Source organism: Plantibacter flavus, from assembly GCF_002024505.1.
Classification (GTDB): Bacteria; Actinomycetota; Actinomycetes; order Actinomycetales; family Microbacteriaceae; genus Plantibacter; species Plantibacter flavus_A.
This window is the reverse complement of sequence record NZ_CP019402.1, coordinates 3938677-3955819: the sequence shown is the minus strand read 5'-3', so window position 1 is coordinate 3955819 and position 17143 is coordinate 3938677. Positions and strand designations below refer to the sequence as shown.

Annotated in this window: 13 protein-coding genes and 1 pseudogene; 10 read left to right on the top strand and 4 right to left on the bottom strand. The window is 70.3% G+C overall.

Translation table 11 applies throughout. The annotated features are described in order from the left end of the window. Positions 1-32 precede the first annotated feature (32 nt). The 6 genes from BWO91_RS18235 (at position 33) to BWO91_RS18210 (ending at position 7424) form a co-directional block, all read left to right on the top strand. On the top strand, positions 33-1157 hold the full coding sequence (locus tag BWO91_RS18235) for a bifunctional 2-methylcitrate synthase/citrate synthase (protein WP_071260442.1): 1125 nt from the start codon (positions 33-35) through the stop codon (positions 1155-1157). A 69-nt stretch (positions 1158-1226) separates the two neighbouring features. Next, positions 1227-3053, top strand: coding sequence for a hypothetical protein (locus BWO91_RS18230; RefSeq protein ID WP_153303548.1), 1827 nt, complete (start codon positions 1227-1229; stop codon positions 3051-3053). 85 nt (positions 3054-3138) lie between these two features. Then, complete coding sequence (locus BWO91_RS18225; RefSeq protein ID WP_071260440.1) at positions 3139-3573, top strand: hypothetical protein; 435 nt, start codon at positions 3139-3141, stop codon at positions 3571-3573. Between the two features lie 124 nt (positions 3574-3697). Then, positions 3698-4249 carry an acyl-CoA thioesterase gene (locus BWO91_RS18220; protein WP_079003589.1) on the top strand — a complete coding sequence of 184 codons (552 nt, stop codon included), beginning with the start codon at positions 3698-3700 and terminating at the stop codon, positions 4247-4249. 141 nt (positions 4250-4390) lie between these two features. Beyond that, positions 4391-6340: a hypothetical protein gene (locus tag BWO91_RS18215; protein ID WP_079003588.1), complete on the top strand. Its 1950-nt coding sequence runs from the start codon at positions 4391-4393 to the stop codon at positions 6338-6340. Between the two features lie 88 nt (positions 6341-6428). After that, on the top strand, positions 6429-7424 hold the full coding sequence (locus BWO91_RS18210; protein WP_240555582.1) for a DNA-3-methyladenine glycosylase family protein: 996 nt from the start codon (positions 6429-6431) through the stop codon (positions 7422-7424). Between the two features lie 29 nt (positions 7425-7453). On the opposite strand, the gene BWO91_RS18205 is transcribed toward BWO91_RS18210, so the two are convergent. Beyond that, the gene (locus BWO91_RS18205) at positions 7454-9241 is read right to left on the bottom strand and encodes a phytoene desaturase family protein (protein WP_079004055.1); all 1788 of its coding nucleotides are present in this window, start codon (positions 9239-9241) and stop codon (positions 7454-7456) included. 139 nt (positions 9242-9380) lie between these two features. Between BWO91_RS18205 and BWO91_RS20440 the strand changes: the two are divergent. After that, positions 9381-13141, top strand: a pseudogene (locus BWO91_RS20440) (proline dehydrogenase family protein). Positions 13142-13197: 56 nt separating this feature from the next. On the opposite strand, the gene BWO91_RS18195 reads toward BWO91_RS20440, so the two are convergent. Then, a complete protein-coding gene (locus tag BWO91_RS18195; protein WP_079003587.1) occupies positions 13198-13548 on the bottom strand; it encodes a GntR family transcriptional regulator in 351 nt (116 codons plus the stop codon). 89 nt (positions 13549-13637) lie between these two features. Then, positions 13638-14075, bottom strand: a complete 438-nt coding sequence (locus tag BWO91_RS18190; RefSeq protein ID WP_064294884.1) for an Lrp/AsnC family transcriptional regulator — start codon at positions 14073-14075, stop codon at positions 13638-13640. 162 nt (positions 14076-14237) lie between these two features. On the opposite strand from BWO91_RS18190, the gene ddaH reads away from it, so the two are divergent. From ddaH to BWO91_RS18175, 3 genes are all read left to right on the top strand, one after another. Continuing rightward, entirely contained in the window at positions 14238-15119 is an 882-nt protein-coding gene (gene ddaH, locus BWO91_RS18185; protein ID WP_346425808.1) for a dimethylargininase, read from the top strand. 126 nt (positions 15120-15245) lie between these two features. Then, the gene (locus tag BWO91_RS18180; protein ID WP_079003586.1) at positions 15246-15479 is read left to right on the top strand and encodes a hypothetical protein; all 234 of its coding nucleotides are present in this window, start codon (positions 15246-15248) and stop codon (positions 15477-15479) included. A 114-nt stretch (positions 15480-15593) separates the two neighbouring features. Beyond that, positions 15594-16352 (top strand): polyprenol monophosphomannose synthase, encoded by a 759-nt coding sequence (locus BWO91_RS18175; RefSeq protein WP_071260435.1) that lies wholly within the window; start codon positions 15594-15596, stop codon positions 16350-16352. A gap of 31 nt (positions 16353-16383) precedes the next feature. On the opposite strand, the gene BWO91_RS18170 is transcribed toward BWO91_RS18175, so the two are convergent. Beyond that, complete coding sequence (locus tag BWO91_RS18170; protein ID WP_167620530.1) at positions 16384-17052, bottom strand: NAD(P)-dependent oxidoreductase; 669 nt, start codon at positions 17050-17052, stop codon at positions 16384-16386. Positions 17053-17143: the final 91 nt, after the last annotated feature.

Here is a 17143-nt window from a genome sequence, read left to right as displayed (position 1 = left end):
ACGCGCGCAGGCAGTACGCAAAGGAGCAACGCATGACCGAAGCGACCAGCGACATCAAGAAGGGTCTCGCCGGCGTCGTCGTCGACGTGACGAGCGTCTCGAAGGTGAACCCGGAGACGAACTCGCTGCTCTACCGCGGGTATCCGGTCCAGGAGCTCGCCGAGCACTGCAGCTTCGAGCAGGTCGCGTACCTGCTCTGGAACGGTGAACTGCCCACGGGGGCCGAACTCGCGGAGTTCACGTCGTCGGAGCGGGGCCAGCGCGCACTCGACGACAACGTCAAGGCGGCCATCGACCTCCTCCCGACGACGAGCCACCCGATGGACGCCCTCCGGACGGCGGTCAGCGTGATCGGTGCGAACGATCCGACCGCCGAGACGAACACCCCTGAGGCCAACGCGGTGAAGGCCGCGAGCCTGTACGCGAAGCTGCCCGCGATCGTCGCGTACGACCAGCGCCGCCGCCACGGCCTCGAGCTCGTCCCGCCGCGCGACGACCTCGGCTACAGCGCCAACTTCCTCTTCATGACCTTCGGCGAAGAGGCCGATCCGGTCGTCGTCGACGCGTTCGACGTGTCGATGATCCTCTACGCGGAGCACTCCTTCAACGCGTCGACGTTCACCGCCCGGGTCATCACCTCGACCCTCAGCGACCTGTACTCGGCGGTCACCGGAGCGATCGGCGCGCTCAAGGGCGCCCTGCACGGTGGGGCGAACGAGGCCGTCATGCACGTCTTCGACGAGATCGGGACGGCTGACCAGGCCAGCGCCTGGCTCGACGCGGCGCTCGCCGAGAAGCGCAAAATCATGGGCTTCGGACACCGGGTCTACAAGAACGGCGACTCGCGCGTGCCGACGATGCTCAAGGCGCTCGAGCGGCTCGCCGAGCACTACGGCAAGCCCGAGATCCTCGAGCTGTACACGACGCTCGAAGCGGACATGGTCGCGCGGAAGAACATCAAGCCGAACCTCGACTACCCCTCGGGCCCGGCGTACAACCTGATCGGGTTCGACACGGCCACGTTCACGCCGCTGTTCGTCGCCGCTCGGATCGTCGGGTGGACGGCGCACATCGCCGAGCAGCTCGCGTCGAACGCGCTCATCCGTCCACTGTCCGAGTACGTCGGGCCCGACGAGCGGCACGTGCCGACCGACTGAGGGACGAGTTCTCCACAGATTCGGCGGCAGCCCCCATGGCGATATTCCAGATGAGTAGCCTCGGTCCTCGTGACTGCTCTGATTCGTGCTCCGCGCTCCTTGCTCCTGCGATCCACGCTCTCGGCCCTGGCCGCTGCGACCATCCTGCTCACCGCGGTGGGAGTCCCGGTCCCGGCGTCCGCCGCTCCGCCCGTCGGTTCCATCGCCGACCCCCGGGAGCACGACGACGGACCCCGTGACGCGTTCGGCACCGGGGACGTCCCCGGTGCGCCGGACGCCGTGGCCCCTTCGGCAGGCACCTCGAGGGTGATCGGCAAGCTCGTCCTGCAGAACCGGTCCAGTGGATCCTCGGCGTACGTCGGGCTCTCCGCGCCGGAGTCGGGTCGGAACGTCCAGCGGCTGTACTCGTCCTCGGTGGGCGGAGCAGCGTCGCTCGCGGGAACGTATTCCCTCCCTTCCGTCGGTGCGGCCGGGCCGATCACCGGCGTGGGAGCCTCCTCGACGCTCTGCCTGACGCCCGCCGGCGACGGCTCCCGGGCGTTCGTCGCAGCCCGGACGTGCACCGGTTCCCCGTCGCAGGACTTCGAGTGGCGCTACGTCTCGAACACGTGGGTCGCCGGCTACGCGCTGTACCCGGTGTCGAGTCGGTACTCCCTGGGTGGGACCGACACCGACACCTTCGTCGAGCTCACGATGGACGCGCTCACCGACGTCGTCGTGGAGTCGCAGCTGGCCCCGATCGAGCCGTTCGAACTGCGTACGCCGGCGATCGGCGCCACGGTGGACACGCCGTCCCCCACGTTCAGCGGTATCGGGCAGCCCGGATCGTCCATCTCGATCCGCACCGACGCGCAGGCCCTGCTCGCGAGCACCAGTGTCCCCCTGGACTCGACGTCCTGGTCGGTTCCGTCGATCCAGCTCGAGCCCGGCCGCTACACGGGCACCGCGACCCAGAGCGGGACCGGTTCGGATGTCCAGGTGCGTTTCGACTTCACGGTCCCGTCGCCGCTCGCGCCCGGCGCCTCGATCCCCACGCCGACGCTCGCCCCCGGTCAGTCCGTGGAGGTGGAGGCGACGTTCAACGCCGATGCCGGTGGTCAGCGCATCGACGTCTACCACCCGGCGAACACGCGGATCACTGCGGTCGACCACCCGGCCTTCACACTCGACGCGTTGGGCATCGGGGGTGTCTTGCCGGTCGGCGCGACCACGCTGAGGTTCACGCTGCGGGCGAACGACGACGCTCCCGTCGGCGAGGCCACGGGCGGCAAGGTCACCTACGGTTCCTCCCGCATCACGATCGCCGACTTCACGGCGAACATCGTCAGGGCACCGGACGAGCCGATCGCCCCCTTGGTGGTCGAGTCGCCGAGGCGCGGCGAGACGATCAGTGAGACGACCCCCGTATTCAGTGGGACCGGCGAGCCGGGGTCGCGCATCGAGATCCGTGGCGCGTGGGGCGACGTCCTCGGCTCAGTGGAGCGGGTCGACGCGAGCGGTGCTTGGTCGATCACATGGAACAAGAGCCTTTTGCCGAGCCGGTATGCCGGAGGCACCGTGAAGCAGTTCGTGGACGGGGTACCGACGCACACCTTCGTCTACGACTTCACGATCGTCCAGCCTCGACTCGTCGTCACCTCGCCGAGAGTCGGCGACACCCTCACCGGCACCAGGCCGGTGTTCACCGGTACGGCGAACCCGGGGGCGCGGGTGCAGATCACGGGCGCGTGGGGCACCGACCTCGGCTCCGCGATCGCCGACCCACGGACCGGGGAGTGGACCATCACCTGGCCGCGTGACTATCTCCCGGCGCGGTACTTCGGCGGCACCGTGACCGAGACCGTCGGCGGCAAGGTCATCGCCTCGTCCGGGTACGACTTCACCCTCACCCAGTGAGCTGACCATCGGGCCGCCGGCCCGGTGTCACTGCACCGGGCCGGCGGCTCCTGCCTCCCCCTACCGAGCCTCCGAAGGAGCACCCATGCCCAAGCAACCCACCCTCCTCGCCGCCGCGGGCCTCGCCGTCATCGCCCTCACCGGATGCACCGACGCGGATGCGACGTCGACGACGAGCGCGTCACCGACGGTCGCCGCCGAGTCCACCACCGGTTCCGAGTACACGATCCCCGACGTCACCGATGAGTGCGTCGACGGCACGGCGACCATCGTCGACGACAGCTCGAACGTGACCATCGACGGCGACTGCGAGAACGTCGTCGTGGAGGCCTCCAACAGCATCGTGACCGTGACGGGAGCCGTCGTGAACCTCTCGTTCAACAGCTCCATCACCCTCGTGAACGTCTCGACCGTCGACAACGTCACGTTCGTCGAGGGAGCCAACGGCAACAAGGTCGCGACCTCGTCGGCGCCGGTGGTCACCGACAGTGGGGAGGGCAACACCGTCGCCGCTGACTGACCGTCGGCGATCCGGCCCAGGTGTGTCGGACGCCACACGTCGCCAGGCGTCCCAGGACCCGGGTGTTGTCGAGTCGGGACAACCGTGGTGCACGACGCCGCGCCGGCGGGATACGGTCGCATCCGTGCACCTCATCTTCCGCACCATCGCCATGTTCCTGCAGTCCCGCCGTCGAGCCCGCCGCGGCGAGCGCCTCGACACCTGGGACGTCGGACGGATCCGGTTGAGCGTGCTGCCGACCGACCTCGACGTCCTCGGCCACATGAACAACGGTGTCTACCTGTCGATCTTCGACCTCGGCCGGTTCGACCTCCTGATCCGGAACGGACTCTGGGATCGCTTCAAGCACCTGGGCTGGTACCCGGTGGTGTCGAGTGAGAGCATCACGTTCCGGAAATCGCTGCAGCCCTGGCAGCGCTTCACCGTCGAGACCCGCGTGACGGGCTATGACGACAAGGGCGTGTTCATCGAACACCGGGTGGTCGTGGGCGGGGAGATCTACACGCAAGCCCTCGTCCGAGGTCGGTTCCTCAAGCGCTCGGGCGGCGTGGTGGCGCTCTCGGAACTCATCGAGCTCACCGGCCCGGCTCCAACCGACCTCCCTGCATGGCAGGCGCAGTGGGCGAGGGATGTGGCCCTGCCGCCCACGAAGGCGTCGGCACCGAGCGACTGGTGAACCGGAAGAGTCGGTCGACATACTGGATTAAGCAACTGGAATACTTGTAGGCTGACCGCGTTCGTTCGCGAACGCTCCGCCGGTGCGTCCGGACGGCCCTCCCTCGGGTCGTCTCGGGCGCACCCTTGCGAAAGGTCGCCCATGAAACTCCCCATCCCCATCGCCATCGTCAGTCTGCTCGGCATGACGGTGAGTCTGCTCACCGGTCCGGCCGCCCGGGCCACCGAGCCGGCGCCTGACACGACCCCGGCGGTGTCCTCGGTCGAGGGCAGGTTCGTCGGCCAGGCGTTCCCCTCCGGCTCGGACGCCTTCTTCGCGGTCGGTGGCTCGACGGACGTCCTGAACCCGGCCAGGGTGACGCTGCACGCCACGCTCGACCAGGCGCTCGCCGCATCCGGCCGCTGGACGTTCCCGTCGGTGGACGCGTCCGGTCCGGTCATGACCACGGTCGGAGGCGTCACGAGGTGCCTCCAGCCTGATCCGTCGCAGGCCTACAAGTACGTGTACCCGGCGGTCTGCACCGGCTCGACCGCGCAGCAATGGGGCTGGGAGGTCTTCGCGAACGACCGTGTCAGCGGATACGGCCTCGTCTCGAACGGCGGAGCAGGTGGCTTCCTCCGTCAGTTCGACGGCAGGCTGGCCGTGGGCGGGTTCGGCTCGGTCGTGGACGCCGACCGGGTCACCCCGGAGGGACTCGATCCCGTCCCCGTCGCCATCCCGGTCACCCTCGAAGCGCCGACGCCCGGGTCCGTCGTCCGGGAGCCACGTCCCGTGTTCAGCGGGCGAGGCACGCCCGATGCGGTCGTCGAGGTCCTCGACTCGTCCGGCGGACCACTCGCCACGGCGACCGTCACCGCAGAGGGCACCTGGTCTGCCGTTCCGACCCGCGATCTCGCGCCCGGAGCGCAGTCCGGCACCGTTCGTCAACGCTCTGACGACTCGACCGCGAACTGGTCGCTGACCTACCGCGTCGTCACAGCGGTGACGGTCCGAACGCCCGCACTCGACGCCACGGTGGACGATCCGCGTCCGGTGTTCTCCGGTCTCGGAGAACCGGGCGCGCGGGTGACCGTCCTCGATGACACGACGGGTGTGACGCTGGTCGACGTCGAGGTGGACGGAAGCGGCGCCTGGAGTCAGCAGTCACTCCGGACGCTCGAGCCGCGCGCGTACACCGCGACCGCGACGCAGGTCTTCGGGGAACAGCGCACCACGGCACCGCTCCGGTTCACCTATCGGGAGCCCATGCCCGAGCCGGGCCCGGTCGAGGACGTCACCCTGCTCTCGCCCGCCATCGGGGAGACCATCGAGACCGCAGACCCGGTGTTCAGCGGTCGTGGAGAGCCGGGCGCGACCATCCGGGTGATCGGTGCCTGGGGTACGGAGATCGCTGCAGCCGAGGTCGGAGACGACCATCGCTGGGCGGCGCCGATCAACAAGAGCCTGACCCCCGGTCGGTACAGCGGCGGCTCCGTGCGCCAGGAGATCGACGGGGTGGAGCAGTCTCGCGCGCCGTACGACTTCACCGTGGCCGCCCGCGCGGTCGTCGCACCGCTTGTCGTGGAGTCGCCCGCGAGCGGTGGCGTCATCTCCTCGTCGGTGCCCGTGTTCAGCGGCACGGCACAGCCCGGTGCGAGGCTCGAGATCTGGAGCGCATGGGGCGATCTCGTCGGCACCACCGAGGCCGTCGCTGCGAGTGGACGCTGGACGATCAGCTGGAACAAGTCGCTGCTCCCCGCCCGGTACGCGGGTGGCACCGTCCGACAGATCATCGGCGGCGTCGAGACGCACCGCTCCGTCTACGACTTCACCGTCGCATCCGTCCTCAGGGTGACGTCGCCGAGGATCGGCGACACCCTCACCGGTACGCGGCCCGTGTTCACCGGCACGGCGACACCGCTGGCCGACATCGAGATCATCGGAGCCTGGGGCACCCGACTCGGGACGACGAAGGCCGACTCCTCGGGCTCGTGGACCGTCGAATGGAGTCGGGACTACCTCCCGGGCCGCTACCAGGGCGGACGCGTCGAGCAACGCGTGAACGGAACGTTCATCGATCAGGCCGGGTATGACTTCCGCTTGGTGCGATAGCGGATCGGCGGCGGTCGGGGCGTCCTCACGATCCTCAGCCGCCGTCGGCGTCGCCGGATGTCGGTGGTCACCACGTAGGGTGACCACCATGTCCGCCTCTGCATCGTTCGCCGCTCCATCACTGTCCTCCGTCGAGGCCGCGCTGCAGCCGACCGGATCGGTGTCGCGCGAGGCGGAGCCGATGCGGACGGTGTACCGCCCGAGCGGTCCACTCGACGTCCATGGCACCCTGCGGCTGATCGCCCGGGGAGGCGACGGACCCTGCTACCGCCGTACGCCTGGCGGGGTCTGGCTGACGGCGCGGACACCGCACGGTGGCGCGACGCTGTACGTCTCGACGGTCCGCGACGGCAGGGTCGAGGCGACCGCCTGGGGCCCGGGAGCCGAGTGGATGATCGCCGGCGTGCCTGAGCTGCTGGGGCGCGACGACGACTGGTCGGAGCTCGACGTGAGCCGGAGCCCGCTCCTCACCGAGGTGTCCCGACGGAACCCGGGGTTGCGGTTGAGCCGCAACCGGCTCGTGTTCGAGATGCTCGTGCCGTCGATCCTCGAGCAGAAGGTGACCGCACTCGAAGCGTGGCGTGCGTGGCGCCTGCTCGTGCGGCGACACGGTGACCCGGCACCAGGGCCGGCACCCGAGGGCATGGTCGTCGCGCCGTCCGCCGAGACCTGGCGGATGGTTCCGAGCTGGGAGTGGCACACGGCGGGTGTCGGGCCGCAACGGTCGGAGACGGTCGTGCGGTCGTCGCGACTCGCCGCCGCGATCGAGCGGACGATCGACGAGCACCCCGATGACGCGTCACGGCGCCTCCAGAGCCTGCCAGGCATCGGCGCATGGACGGCCGCCGAGGTGACGCTCCGAGCGCACGGCGACCCCGACGCCGTGAGTGTCGGCGACTACCACCTCGCAGCCTCGGTGGGTCAGGCGCTCACCGGCTCACCCGTGGACGACGACGGCATGCTCGAGCTGCTCGCACCCTGGGCTGGTCACCGGCAGCGGGTGCTGCGGCTCATCGGCCGGAGCGGCATCCACAAGCCGCGTCGCGGCCCGAAGATCACCATCCAGGACCACCGCCACCACTGAGCGCGGCAGCGCGTTCTCCGGCGTGCGGGTCAGGCGTCCAGGACGGCCATCGCAGCGTTGTGCCCGCCGAGTCCGCTGACCGCGCCACCACGTCGGGCCCCGGCGCCGCAGAGGAGGACGCGCGGGTGCGCCGTCGCGACGCCCCACCGCTCGGCCGCCGTCGTCCGCGGGGCGTCGTCCTCCAGGAACGGCCACGACAGCGGGCCGTGGAAGATGTTCCCGCCCGGCATCGCCAGGGAGCGCTCGAGGTCGAGCGTCGTCCGCGTCTCGATACAGGGCCGCCCCTCGGCGTCGCGCAGCAGCAGGTCCTCGATCGGCTCCGCGATCACCGAGTCCAACGATCGCAGCACCGCGGCCTGCAGTGCGTCACGGAAGGCGTCGTGGCCGCCGGGGACCGCGTCCGCCGCGACCGCGAGCCGGTGCGGCACATGGAGGCCGAACACGGTGAGCGTCTGCGCCCCTGAGGCCTGCAGCTCCGGCGAGAGGATGCTCGGGTCGCTCAGGGTGTGGCAGTAGATCTCGCACGGCAGCGGGTCGGGGATCCGGCCGGCCTCCGCCTCGAGGTACGCGTGCTCCAGCTGGGCCCAGCCCTCGTTGATGTGGAAGGTGCCGCCGAACGCCGCCGCCGGATCGACGGCCGGGTCGAGGAGCTTCGGGAGTCTCCGCAGCAACAGGTTCACCTTCACCTGAGCGCCCTCGGGATGCGGGACACCGTCCTCCGGCGCTGGCACCGTGGGAAGGATCGCTTCGGTACCACTCCACTGCACCGGCGTCCCCCGCGCTGCCGACCACGCGGCGAATGCGGCCGCGGCCGCCCGCTGCTCCGCCGCCGGGTCGAGGAGGCGCTCCAGCACCGCCGGGGCAGCGCCCGACAGGATCCACTCGCCGCGGACGACGACCCCGGGGCGGGGCCGGAACCGGTCGAGCGTCGGCATCGGTTCGGTCGCCTCGAGCTCCGCTTCCGCGGCGAGGTCCACGTAGGCGACGAGCCCGTGCTCCGGCTGGATGGAGGTCACCTCGGCGAGCGTCCGGATCTCGGCGCCGGCCTCCTCGGCCGCGCGGCGCAGCGCGTCCGTGACCGCGCCCATGCCGCCGACCGGGACGTCCCAGTCGCCCGTCCCGCCGCCGATCAGGTGGTAGAGGAAGCAGATGTTCTGCTGCAAGGTCTGGTCGCCGGCGCGGGCGAAGGTGCCGATGAGCGCATCGGTGAAGACGACACCTCGGACGAGGTCGGAACGCGCGGCGTCCTCGATGGCCCGGCCGATCGGCTCGTCGAACACCGCCGACCAGATCGACGCGACCTCAGCGGCCGGCACCCCGAGGTCCGCGGCGGCGGCGATCGCCGCGTCACGCGCATCGGAACGGCTGCGGAGCGGCTCGAGCACCGTCGGCCAGAGCACCGAGGCCAGGTGGCCGATACGACGGTGCAGTTCGGCGATGCCCGCGGCGTCCTCCGGATGCCCGATGGACGCGAACGACGCGACGGTGGCGTCGTCGTCACGGTTGTCGATCAGGAGACCCGTACCGGGGTTCGCGGGGTCGGGCGTGTACGAGGAGAAGCGGCGCCGGACGAGCCGGACGTCGAGCCCGAGGTCGTCGATGATCCTCTGGGGCAGCAGGCTGACGAGGTACGAGTACCGGGACAGACGTGCGTCCACGCCGGGGAACGGACGTTCCGAGACGGCTGCTCCACCCGTATGGTCGAGGCGTTCGAGGAGCAGGACGCGCTTGCCCGCGCGTGCGAGGTAGGCGGCGGCGGTGAGGCCGTTGTGCCCGCCGCCGACGATGACGGCGTCGTACTGCTCGACGGAATGCATGACCACACCCTATTCGCAGCCGCACTTCGACAGGCTCAGTGACCGGGGGAGGGCGCTCGGCGACCGGGCTCCTCAGCCGCCAGGCGTGTACTCGCGAGCCTCAGCTGGGATCGCCGGATCGGAGCATAGGCTGAGCAGCATGGCGAACGTTGCGAACGAGGGTCCCACCGAAGCGGTCGGACTCGCGGATCGTGCGATCGCCCTCGCGTCGAGGTGGGTCGACGAAGGGGCGGAAGCTCCGACCGATCCCGCCGCCGAGCGGCTCGCCGGCGTGCTGCGCGACCCCAACGGTCTCGAATTCACCGTCGGGTTCGTCGACGGCGTCATGCGCCCGGAGGACCCGCTCGTCGCCGGCAACGCCCTCGCCGCCCTCGCGGGTCGGACGCCGCGGTTCCTGCCCTGGTACGAGCAGGCCGCCGTCCGCACGGGTGGTCTGGTCGGTCCGGTCCTGCCCTGGGTCGTCGTACCCGCCGCGCGACGCGTCCTCCGGGGCATGGTCGGCCACCTCATCGTCGACAGCCGTCCTCGCGAGCTCGGCAACGCGATCGCGAAGCTGCGCGCCGACGGTTCACGGCTCAATCTGAACCTCCTCGGGGAGGCCGTCCTCGGCGAGGGCGAGGCGGCGAGACGGCTCGCCGGCACCCGCGAGCTCCTGCAGCGCCCCGACGTCGACTACGTGTCCATCAAGGTCTCGTCGATCGCCAGTCAGCTGTCCATGTGGTCGTTCGAGCAGGTCGTCGACCGCATCGTCCGTCGCCTCGTGCCGCTCTACGAGGAGGGGCTCGCGACCGGCACCTTCATCAACCTCGACATGGAGGAGTACCGCGACCTCGACCTCACCATCGCGGTCTTCACCCGACTCCTCGACCAGCCGCAGCTGCTGCACTACCAGGCCGGCATCGTCATCCAGGCCTATCTGCCCGACGCCCTCGAGGCGATGATGCAGCTCACCGCCTGGTCGAAGCAGCGCGTGGCCGCCGGTGGCGCGCCCATCAAGGTGCGGCTCGTGAAGGGCGCGAACCTCGCGATGGAGCGGGTCGACGCGGCGATCCACGGCTGGCCGCTCGCGACGACCGGATCGAAGCGCGAGACCGACACCAACTACAAGCGCGTGCTCGACTGGGCGCTCACGCCGGCGCACACGGACGTCGTGCGGGTCGGGGTCGCCGGGCACAACCTCTTCGACATCGCCTACGCGTGGCTCCTCGCGGGCGACCGCGGTGTACGTGAGCGGGTGGACTTCGAGATGCTGCTGGGGATGGCGACCGGTCAGGTCGAGGCCATCAAGCGGGACGTCGGGGCGGTGCTGCTGTACACGCCCGTCGTGAACCCGAAGGAGTTCGACGTCGCGATCTCCTACCTGGTCCGCCGTCTGGAGGAGAACGCCAGCGAGGAGAACTTCATGTCGGCGGTGTTCGAGCTCGCCGAGAAGCCGACCCTGTTCGCACGCGAGCGACGTCGGTTCCTCGCCTCGGTCGACGCCCTCGGAGAGACCGCCGGGCAGGTGCCTACCCCCAACCGGACGCAGGACCGCGCCGCGGAGGCCCCGGAGGCACCGCTGTCCGACAACGACGGGGACGACCGCTTCCGCGATCCTGCGCAGGCGCCCGACGCCGGACTCACGCAGCAGGTCCTCGGGCTGGAACGCGGATCGAGCGGCGGCGAGGACCGCTTCCACGCCGACCCCTCCTCCGCGTACGTCGAGACGGCGGTCTTCGCCCGCTCGGAGCGTGGTGGTGTCGTCGACGGCGCCCCGGGCTTCGAGAACACCGCAGACACCGACCCCTCGCTCGCGGCGAACCGGGCGTGGGGAGCGTCGATCCTGGCGCGCGTCCCGCAGTCGACCCTCGGTGGCTCCGCGGTCGCGGCCGCAGCCATCGACGACCCACGTGTCCTCGAACGCACGATCACGATGGTCCGCACCGCCGGTGAGCGATGGGGAGCCCGCCCCGCCGCCGAACGGGCCGCCATCCTGCACGCTGCAGCTCGGGTCCTCGCCTCCCGTCGGGCGGACCTCATCGAGGTCATGGCGAGCGAGACCGGCAAGACGATCGCCGAGGCCGATCCCGAGGTGAGCGAGGCCGTCGACTTCGCGCACTACTACGCGGCCAACGCACCCCTGCTCGAGAGCGTGCACGGCGCGCGCTTCGTCCCCTCCGCGCTCACGGTCGTGACGCCGCCCTGGAACTTCCCCGTCGCCATTCCGGCCGGAGGCGTCCTCGCGGCCCTCGCCGCCGGCAGTGGCGTGATCATCAAGCCAGCTCCACAGGCGAAGCGGTGCGCGGCCGTGGTCGTCGAGGCGCTCTGGGACGCCGGGGTGCCGCGCGACCTCCTCGTGCTCGCCGATGTGGCGGAGGGTGAACTCGGTCGTCGGCTCGTCTCCCACCCGGCCGTCGACCGGGTGATCCTGACCGGCTCCTTCGAGACGGCGCAGCTGTTCCGTGGGTGGCGTGCCGACCTGCCGCTGCTGGCGGAGACGAGCGGGAAGAACGCGATCATCGTCACGCCGAGCGCCGACCTCGACCTCGCCGTCGCCGACATCGTGAAGAGCGCCTTCGGGCACGCCGGGCAGAAGTGCTCGGCCGCGTCGCTCGTGATCCTCGTCGGCTCAGTGGCACGATCCGACCGCTTCCTGCGGCAGCTCGAGGACGCCGTCCGCTCGCTCCGGGTCGGCTGGCCGTCCGATGCGCGGACGCAGATGGGCCGATCGTCGAGCCGGCGGGGGAGAAGCTCCTCGCCGGGCTCACCGAGCTGCGCCTCGGCGAGAAGTGGCTCGTCGAGCCGAAGCTGCTCGACGACTCCTCGGTCAACTTCGGCCGGCCGAGCGAGCGCCTCTGGTCGCCGGGGGTCCGCACCGGTGTCCAGCCCGGCTCGCCCTTCCACGTGACCGAGTACTTCGGACCGGTCCTCGGTGTCATGCAGGCCGCGAACCTCACCGAGGCGATCGCCCTGCAGAACGCGACCCCCTACGGACTGACCGCGGGCCTGCACACCCTCGACCCGGTCGATCTCGGGGAATGGCTCGACACCGTCGAGGCGGGCAACCTGTACGTCAACCGGGGCATCACCGGTGCGATCGTGCAGCGCCAGCCCTTCGGCGGGTGGAAGCGTTCGTCGGTCGGGACCGGTACGAAGGCCGGCGGCCCCAACTACCTGTTCGGGCTCGGCGAGTGGCGCCCTGATCCGGGATCGGCGAGCCGCAGTCTGCACCTCCGCGGGCTCGACACCCGCATCGTGAAGCTCATCGAGTCCGCCCAGCCGTCGCTCACCTACGAAGCCTTCGACGTGCTGCGACGGTCGGCGCTCAGTGATGCGATCGCGTGGGGGAACGAGTTCGGCGAGGTGAAGGACGTCTCGCAGCTCGGCGTGGAACGGAACCTGCTGCGCTACCGGCCGGTTCCGGTCGCGGTGCGGGTCGCGTCGGGGGCCGACCTGGGCGACGCGCTGCGGGTCCTCATCGCCGCGGTGCGGTCGCGGTCGCGATTCACCGTCAGCCTCGGTGGGCGGCTGCCGCGCGAGGTGCGCGACTGGCTGTCGGAGCTCAGCATCCCGGTTTCGCTCGAGACCGACGAGCAGTGGCTGACCCGGATGGCGGCACGCGGGTCGATCGACACGGGCGAGCTGGGCCAGGAGCCACCGGTCGCGACCCGGGTGCGGATCGTCGGCCCGCGTCCCGAGACGGTCGCGGAGGCGGAACCCGGAACGGAGGCCTCCGAGCCCGAGCCGCTCGCGAAGCGACTCGCTGAGGTGCTCGGCGGCGATCCCGAGATCGCGATCTGGGGTGGACCGGTCACCCAGGCCGGACGGGTGGAGCTCCTGCCGTTCCTGCGTGAACAGGCGATCTCGATCACCGCGCATCGGTTCGGCAACCCCGATCCGTGGTCCCAGAGCGTCATCTGACCCTGACCCTGAGTCCGTTCCCCCGGTCCCTGAGCCTGTCGAAGGGCGAGCCGCCGTCAGGCGCGGAGCGCGGCCTCCACGAGCGCCACGGCGTCCTCCGGCGAGACGCCGAGGTCCCGGATGCGGTCCGCGTACGCAGCCGCCGCCAGCTGCGCTTGCCGGTCGATCGCGTCGCCGTGCGCTGACACGAAGGTCCCCGCGCGTCCCCGGGTCTCGATGACCCCGTCGGTCTCGAGCAGTCGGTACGCCTTCGCGACGGTGTTCGGTGCGATCCCCAGCTCGTCGGCCAGACCGCGCACCGTCGGGAGCTTCGCGCCGGTCGCCAACCGCCCGTCGCGGACGGCCTCGATCACCTGCGTCCGCAGCTGCTCGAACACACTGGTCCCCGCTTGAATCGTCCACTCCATTCGCCCATCCTGCCCGCGAACGGTCACGAATGGCGACTTCCGACGAGCCGCACTGTGCGTTGGTGACCGTTCGCGGGCCGGGGGAGGGGTCAGTCGATGTGGCGGTGGATGAGGCGGGTGAGGACGATCGCACTGCGGGTGTGGTCGACGTTGGGGGCGATCCGCACCTTCTCCAAGGCGTCCTCGAGGGCTGGGATGTTCCGGGCCCGCATGTGCACGATGGCGTCGGCGCTCCCGGTGACGGTGCCGGCGTCGACGACCTCCGGGACGCCCGACAGGATCCGCAGCAGCTCGTTGGGGGACACGGTGCCGCGGCAGAAGAGTTCGACGTAGGCTTCTGTCTGCATGCCGTCGACCGTGGGGTCGACCTGGATCGTGAACGACTGGATGACCCCGTCGGCGACGAGGCGGTCGACGCGTCGCTTCACCGCTGAGGCCGACAGGCCCACGACCGCGCCGATGTCGCCGTAGCCGGCGCGTGAGTTCTGTCGGAGCAGATCGATGATGCCGCGGTCGAGGTTGTCCATGAGACTCAGTGTAAGCGCAATCATTGCGCGAAAAGCTGCCACTTCGCAGTATTCCTGCGCCAAACTCCGTGAAAACGCTGCGAATCGCATGCAATGATGAACGTGGCGTGCCCCCGGGCCCCTGGACCTCGTCCGCCGACCCTCGCTCGTTTGGAGGCCGACGTGTCGTCGACGCTCAACCACCCCACCCCCACCACGCAGGACGCCACGACCGGCACCCGCGTCGCGAACCGTCGCCGGTACCTCATGTGCCGGCCGGACCGCTTCACGGTCAGCTACCGGATCAACCCCTGGATGAACCCGGACGACCCGACCGACACCTCGCTCGCGGTGTCGCAGTGGGAGCAGCTGCACCAGGCCTACCTCGATCTCGGCCACCGGATCGACCTCATCGACCCGCTCGACGGCCTGCCGGACATGGTGTTCGCGGCGAACGGCGGCTTCACGCTCGACGGCACCGCCTACGGGGCGAAGTTCACCTACCAGGAGCGCATCCCCGAGGGGCCGGCCTACATGGACTGGTTCGAGGCGAACGGCTTCCGCGTCGAGCGCCCCGAGTTCGTGAACGAGGGCGAGGGCGACATCATGCTCGTCGGCGACACCATCCTCGCCGGGACCGGCTTCCGCACCGATCCCCGCAGCCACGACGAGGTGCGGCGCATCTTCGACCGCGAGGTCGTGACCCTCAACCTCGTGAACCCGAGCTTCTACCACCTCGACACCGCGATCGCTGTACTCGACCCGGTGGCTCCCGCCGACGGCTCGCCCGCGAACATCGCCTACCTGCCGACCGCGTTCGACGAGGCGAGCAACCGCATCCTCGAGCAGCGCTACCCCGACGCGATCCACGTGAGCACCGAGGATGCAGCCGTCCTGGGCCTCAACTCGATCTCGAACGGTCGTGAGGTCGTCATCGCCGCCCGGGCCGTCGGGTTCGAGCGTCAACTGCGCGAGCGCGGCTACACGCCGATCGGCGTCGACCTGTCCGAGCTGCTCCTCGGCGGCGGCGGCGTGAAGTGCTGCACGCTGGAGCTGCGCGGCTAGCCCTTCGACAAGCTCAGGGACCGGACCGGAGCGGTCTCAGGGGCCGGGGTCGATGTCGAGGGGTTGCGGGTGCCGGTGGCGCGGCGTATACCTGCACTGACCGCTTGAACCTGAGGAAGGGCACCCATGGACGCCGGAGAACGACGTGACCACGACCGCGCCGACGCAGGACGCTCCGGCACCCTGAGTGATGCGACGGGGTTCTGGGTCGTGATCGCCTTCGCCCTGTTCGCCGGCGGCATGTGGGCGTTCGGCGAGGCGTTCCGCGCGGACGTCCTGCAGGCCGTCTGGTTCATGGGTGGCATCCTCATGATCGCGCTCGCGATCTTCATCCCGGCGCATTTCGCCAGCAACAACTGATCCCCAGCCGGACGTTCGCCGACCGTTTCCTGAGCGTCCGGACGTCCGGTCGGAGGCCGCCGATACGGTCCTGTTCAGCGCGCTACGCTGGCTGAGCAGACACGAGGACGGCACATGGATTCCACGGTGGTCATCATCCCCACCTACAACGAACGCGAGAACCTGGAGAGGATCGTCGCGCGCGTCCGTACCGCTGCACCATCCGTCGAGGTGCTCGTGGTCGACGACAACTCACCCGACGGCACCGGAGCGATCGCCGACCGTCTCGCCGCCGAGGACGACGCGGTGCACGTGCTGCACCGCACCGGCAAGGAAGGGCTCGGCGCCGCCTACAAGGCCGGTTTCGCCTGGGCGATCGGCCGCGGATTCGGCAACGTGGTCGAGATGGACGCCGACGGATCCCATGCCCCCGAGCAGTTGCCGGCACTTCTCGCGGCCACCGCGGAGGCGGACGTCGTCCTCGGGTCGCGCTGGGTCCCGGGCGGCACCGTCGTCAACTGGCCCAAGCATCGCGAGGCCATCTCGCGGGTCGGCAGTGCCTACGCCCGGTTCGCGCTCCGGCTGCCCGCGCGGGACGTGACCGGCGGCTACCGCGTGTTCAGTGCTGACGCACTGCGGCGGCTGATGCTCGACGAGGTCCACAGCCACGGCTACGGCTTCCAGGTCGACATGCTCTGGCACGCGAACCGCGCCGGTCTGCGGATCGTCGAAGTGCCGATCACCTTCACCGAGCGGACGCTCGGGGCGTCCAAGATGACGAGCGGCATCGTCGTCGAAGCCATGCTCCGCGTCACCTGGTGGGGCGTCTGCGAACTGACGGACCGCATCATCGGGCGTCGTCCTGCAGCGTCACGGGCGGCCGCCGGCTCCTGAGTCGCGATGGCGCCCGTCGGCGGGTTCGTCGTCAGCTGCGGCGCGGCCCTGACGAGATGACCGGGGCAGAGCCGATAAGGTCCTCGTCGTCGACCGCATCCACGAGGTATGCGGCGACGTCGCAGCGAGGGATGCGGAGCGAGCTCGGCCAGCTCCCCGGTGGTGAGGACACGACCGGGCGTCGGGCGTCACTGGCGGAGAGCACGGTCGGGTGCACGATGGTCCAGTCGAGTTCCGAGCGGCGGAGGAACGCGTCCGCCTGCTCGTGATCGGCGTAGACGGTGCCGAGTCGGAGGAAGTGCGTCGCCCACCGCAGGCCGGCGGGGACGCTCCGGACCGACTCGCCGGCTCCGAGTGCGGAGAGGAGGACGATTCGACGCAGGCCACGCGAGCGCATTGCATCCGTCACGACCCGCACGGCGTTCGAGATGAGGTCGGGAGGACTCACCTGGCGCGCCCACGGCCAGTCGGACGAGCCGATGTTACTGAGGGCGATGATCACGGCCTGCGCGCCACGCATGGCCTCCTCGACGTCCTCACTCCGCAGTGGAGACCCCTGGACGACCGTCAGGCGGTCGCCGGGGACGACGGCGGCGGGGTCGCGGACGAGCGCGGTGACCGAGTGGCCGCGGCGCAGTGCCTCGCCGATGATGAGCCGCCCGGTGCGGCCGCTCCCACCGATCACGAGGAGGTGTGCCACCGTCGCCTCCCGATCGTCGAACACCGGCCCGACGGCGCAGGTGCTGCGACCGTCCGGACGGATCCATCGTCCCCGACGGAGCGACGGAGGG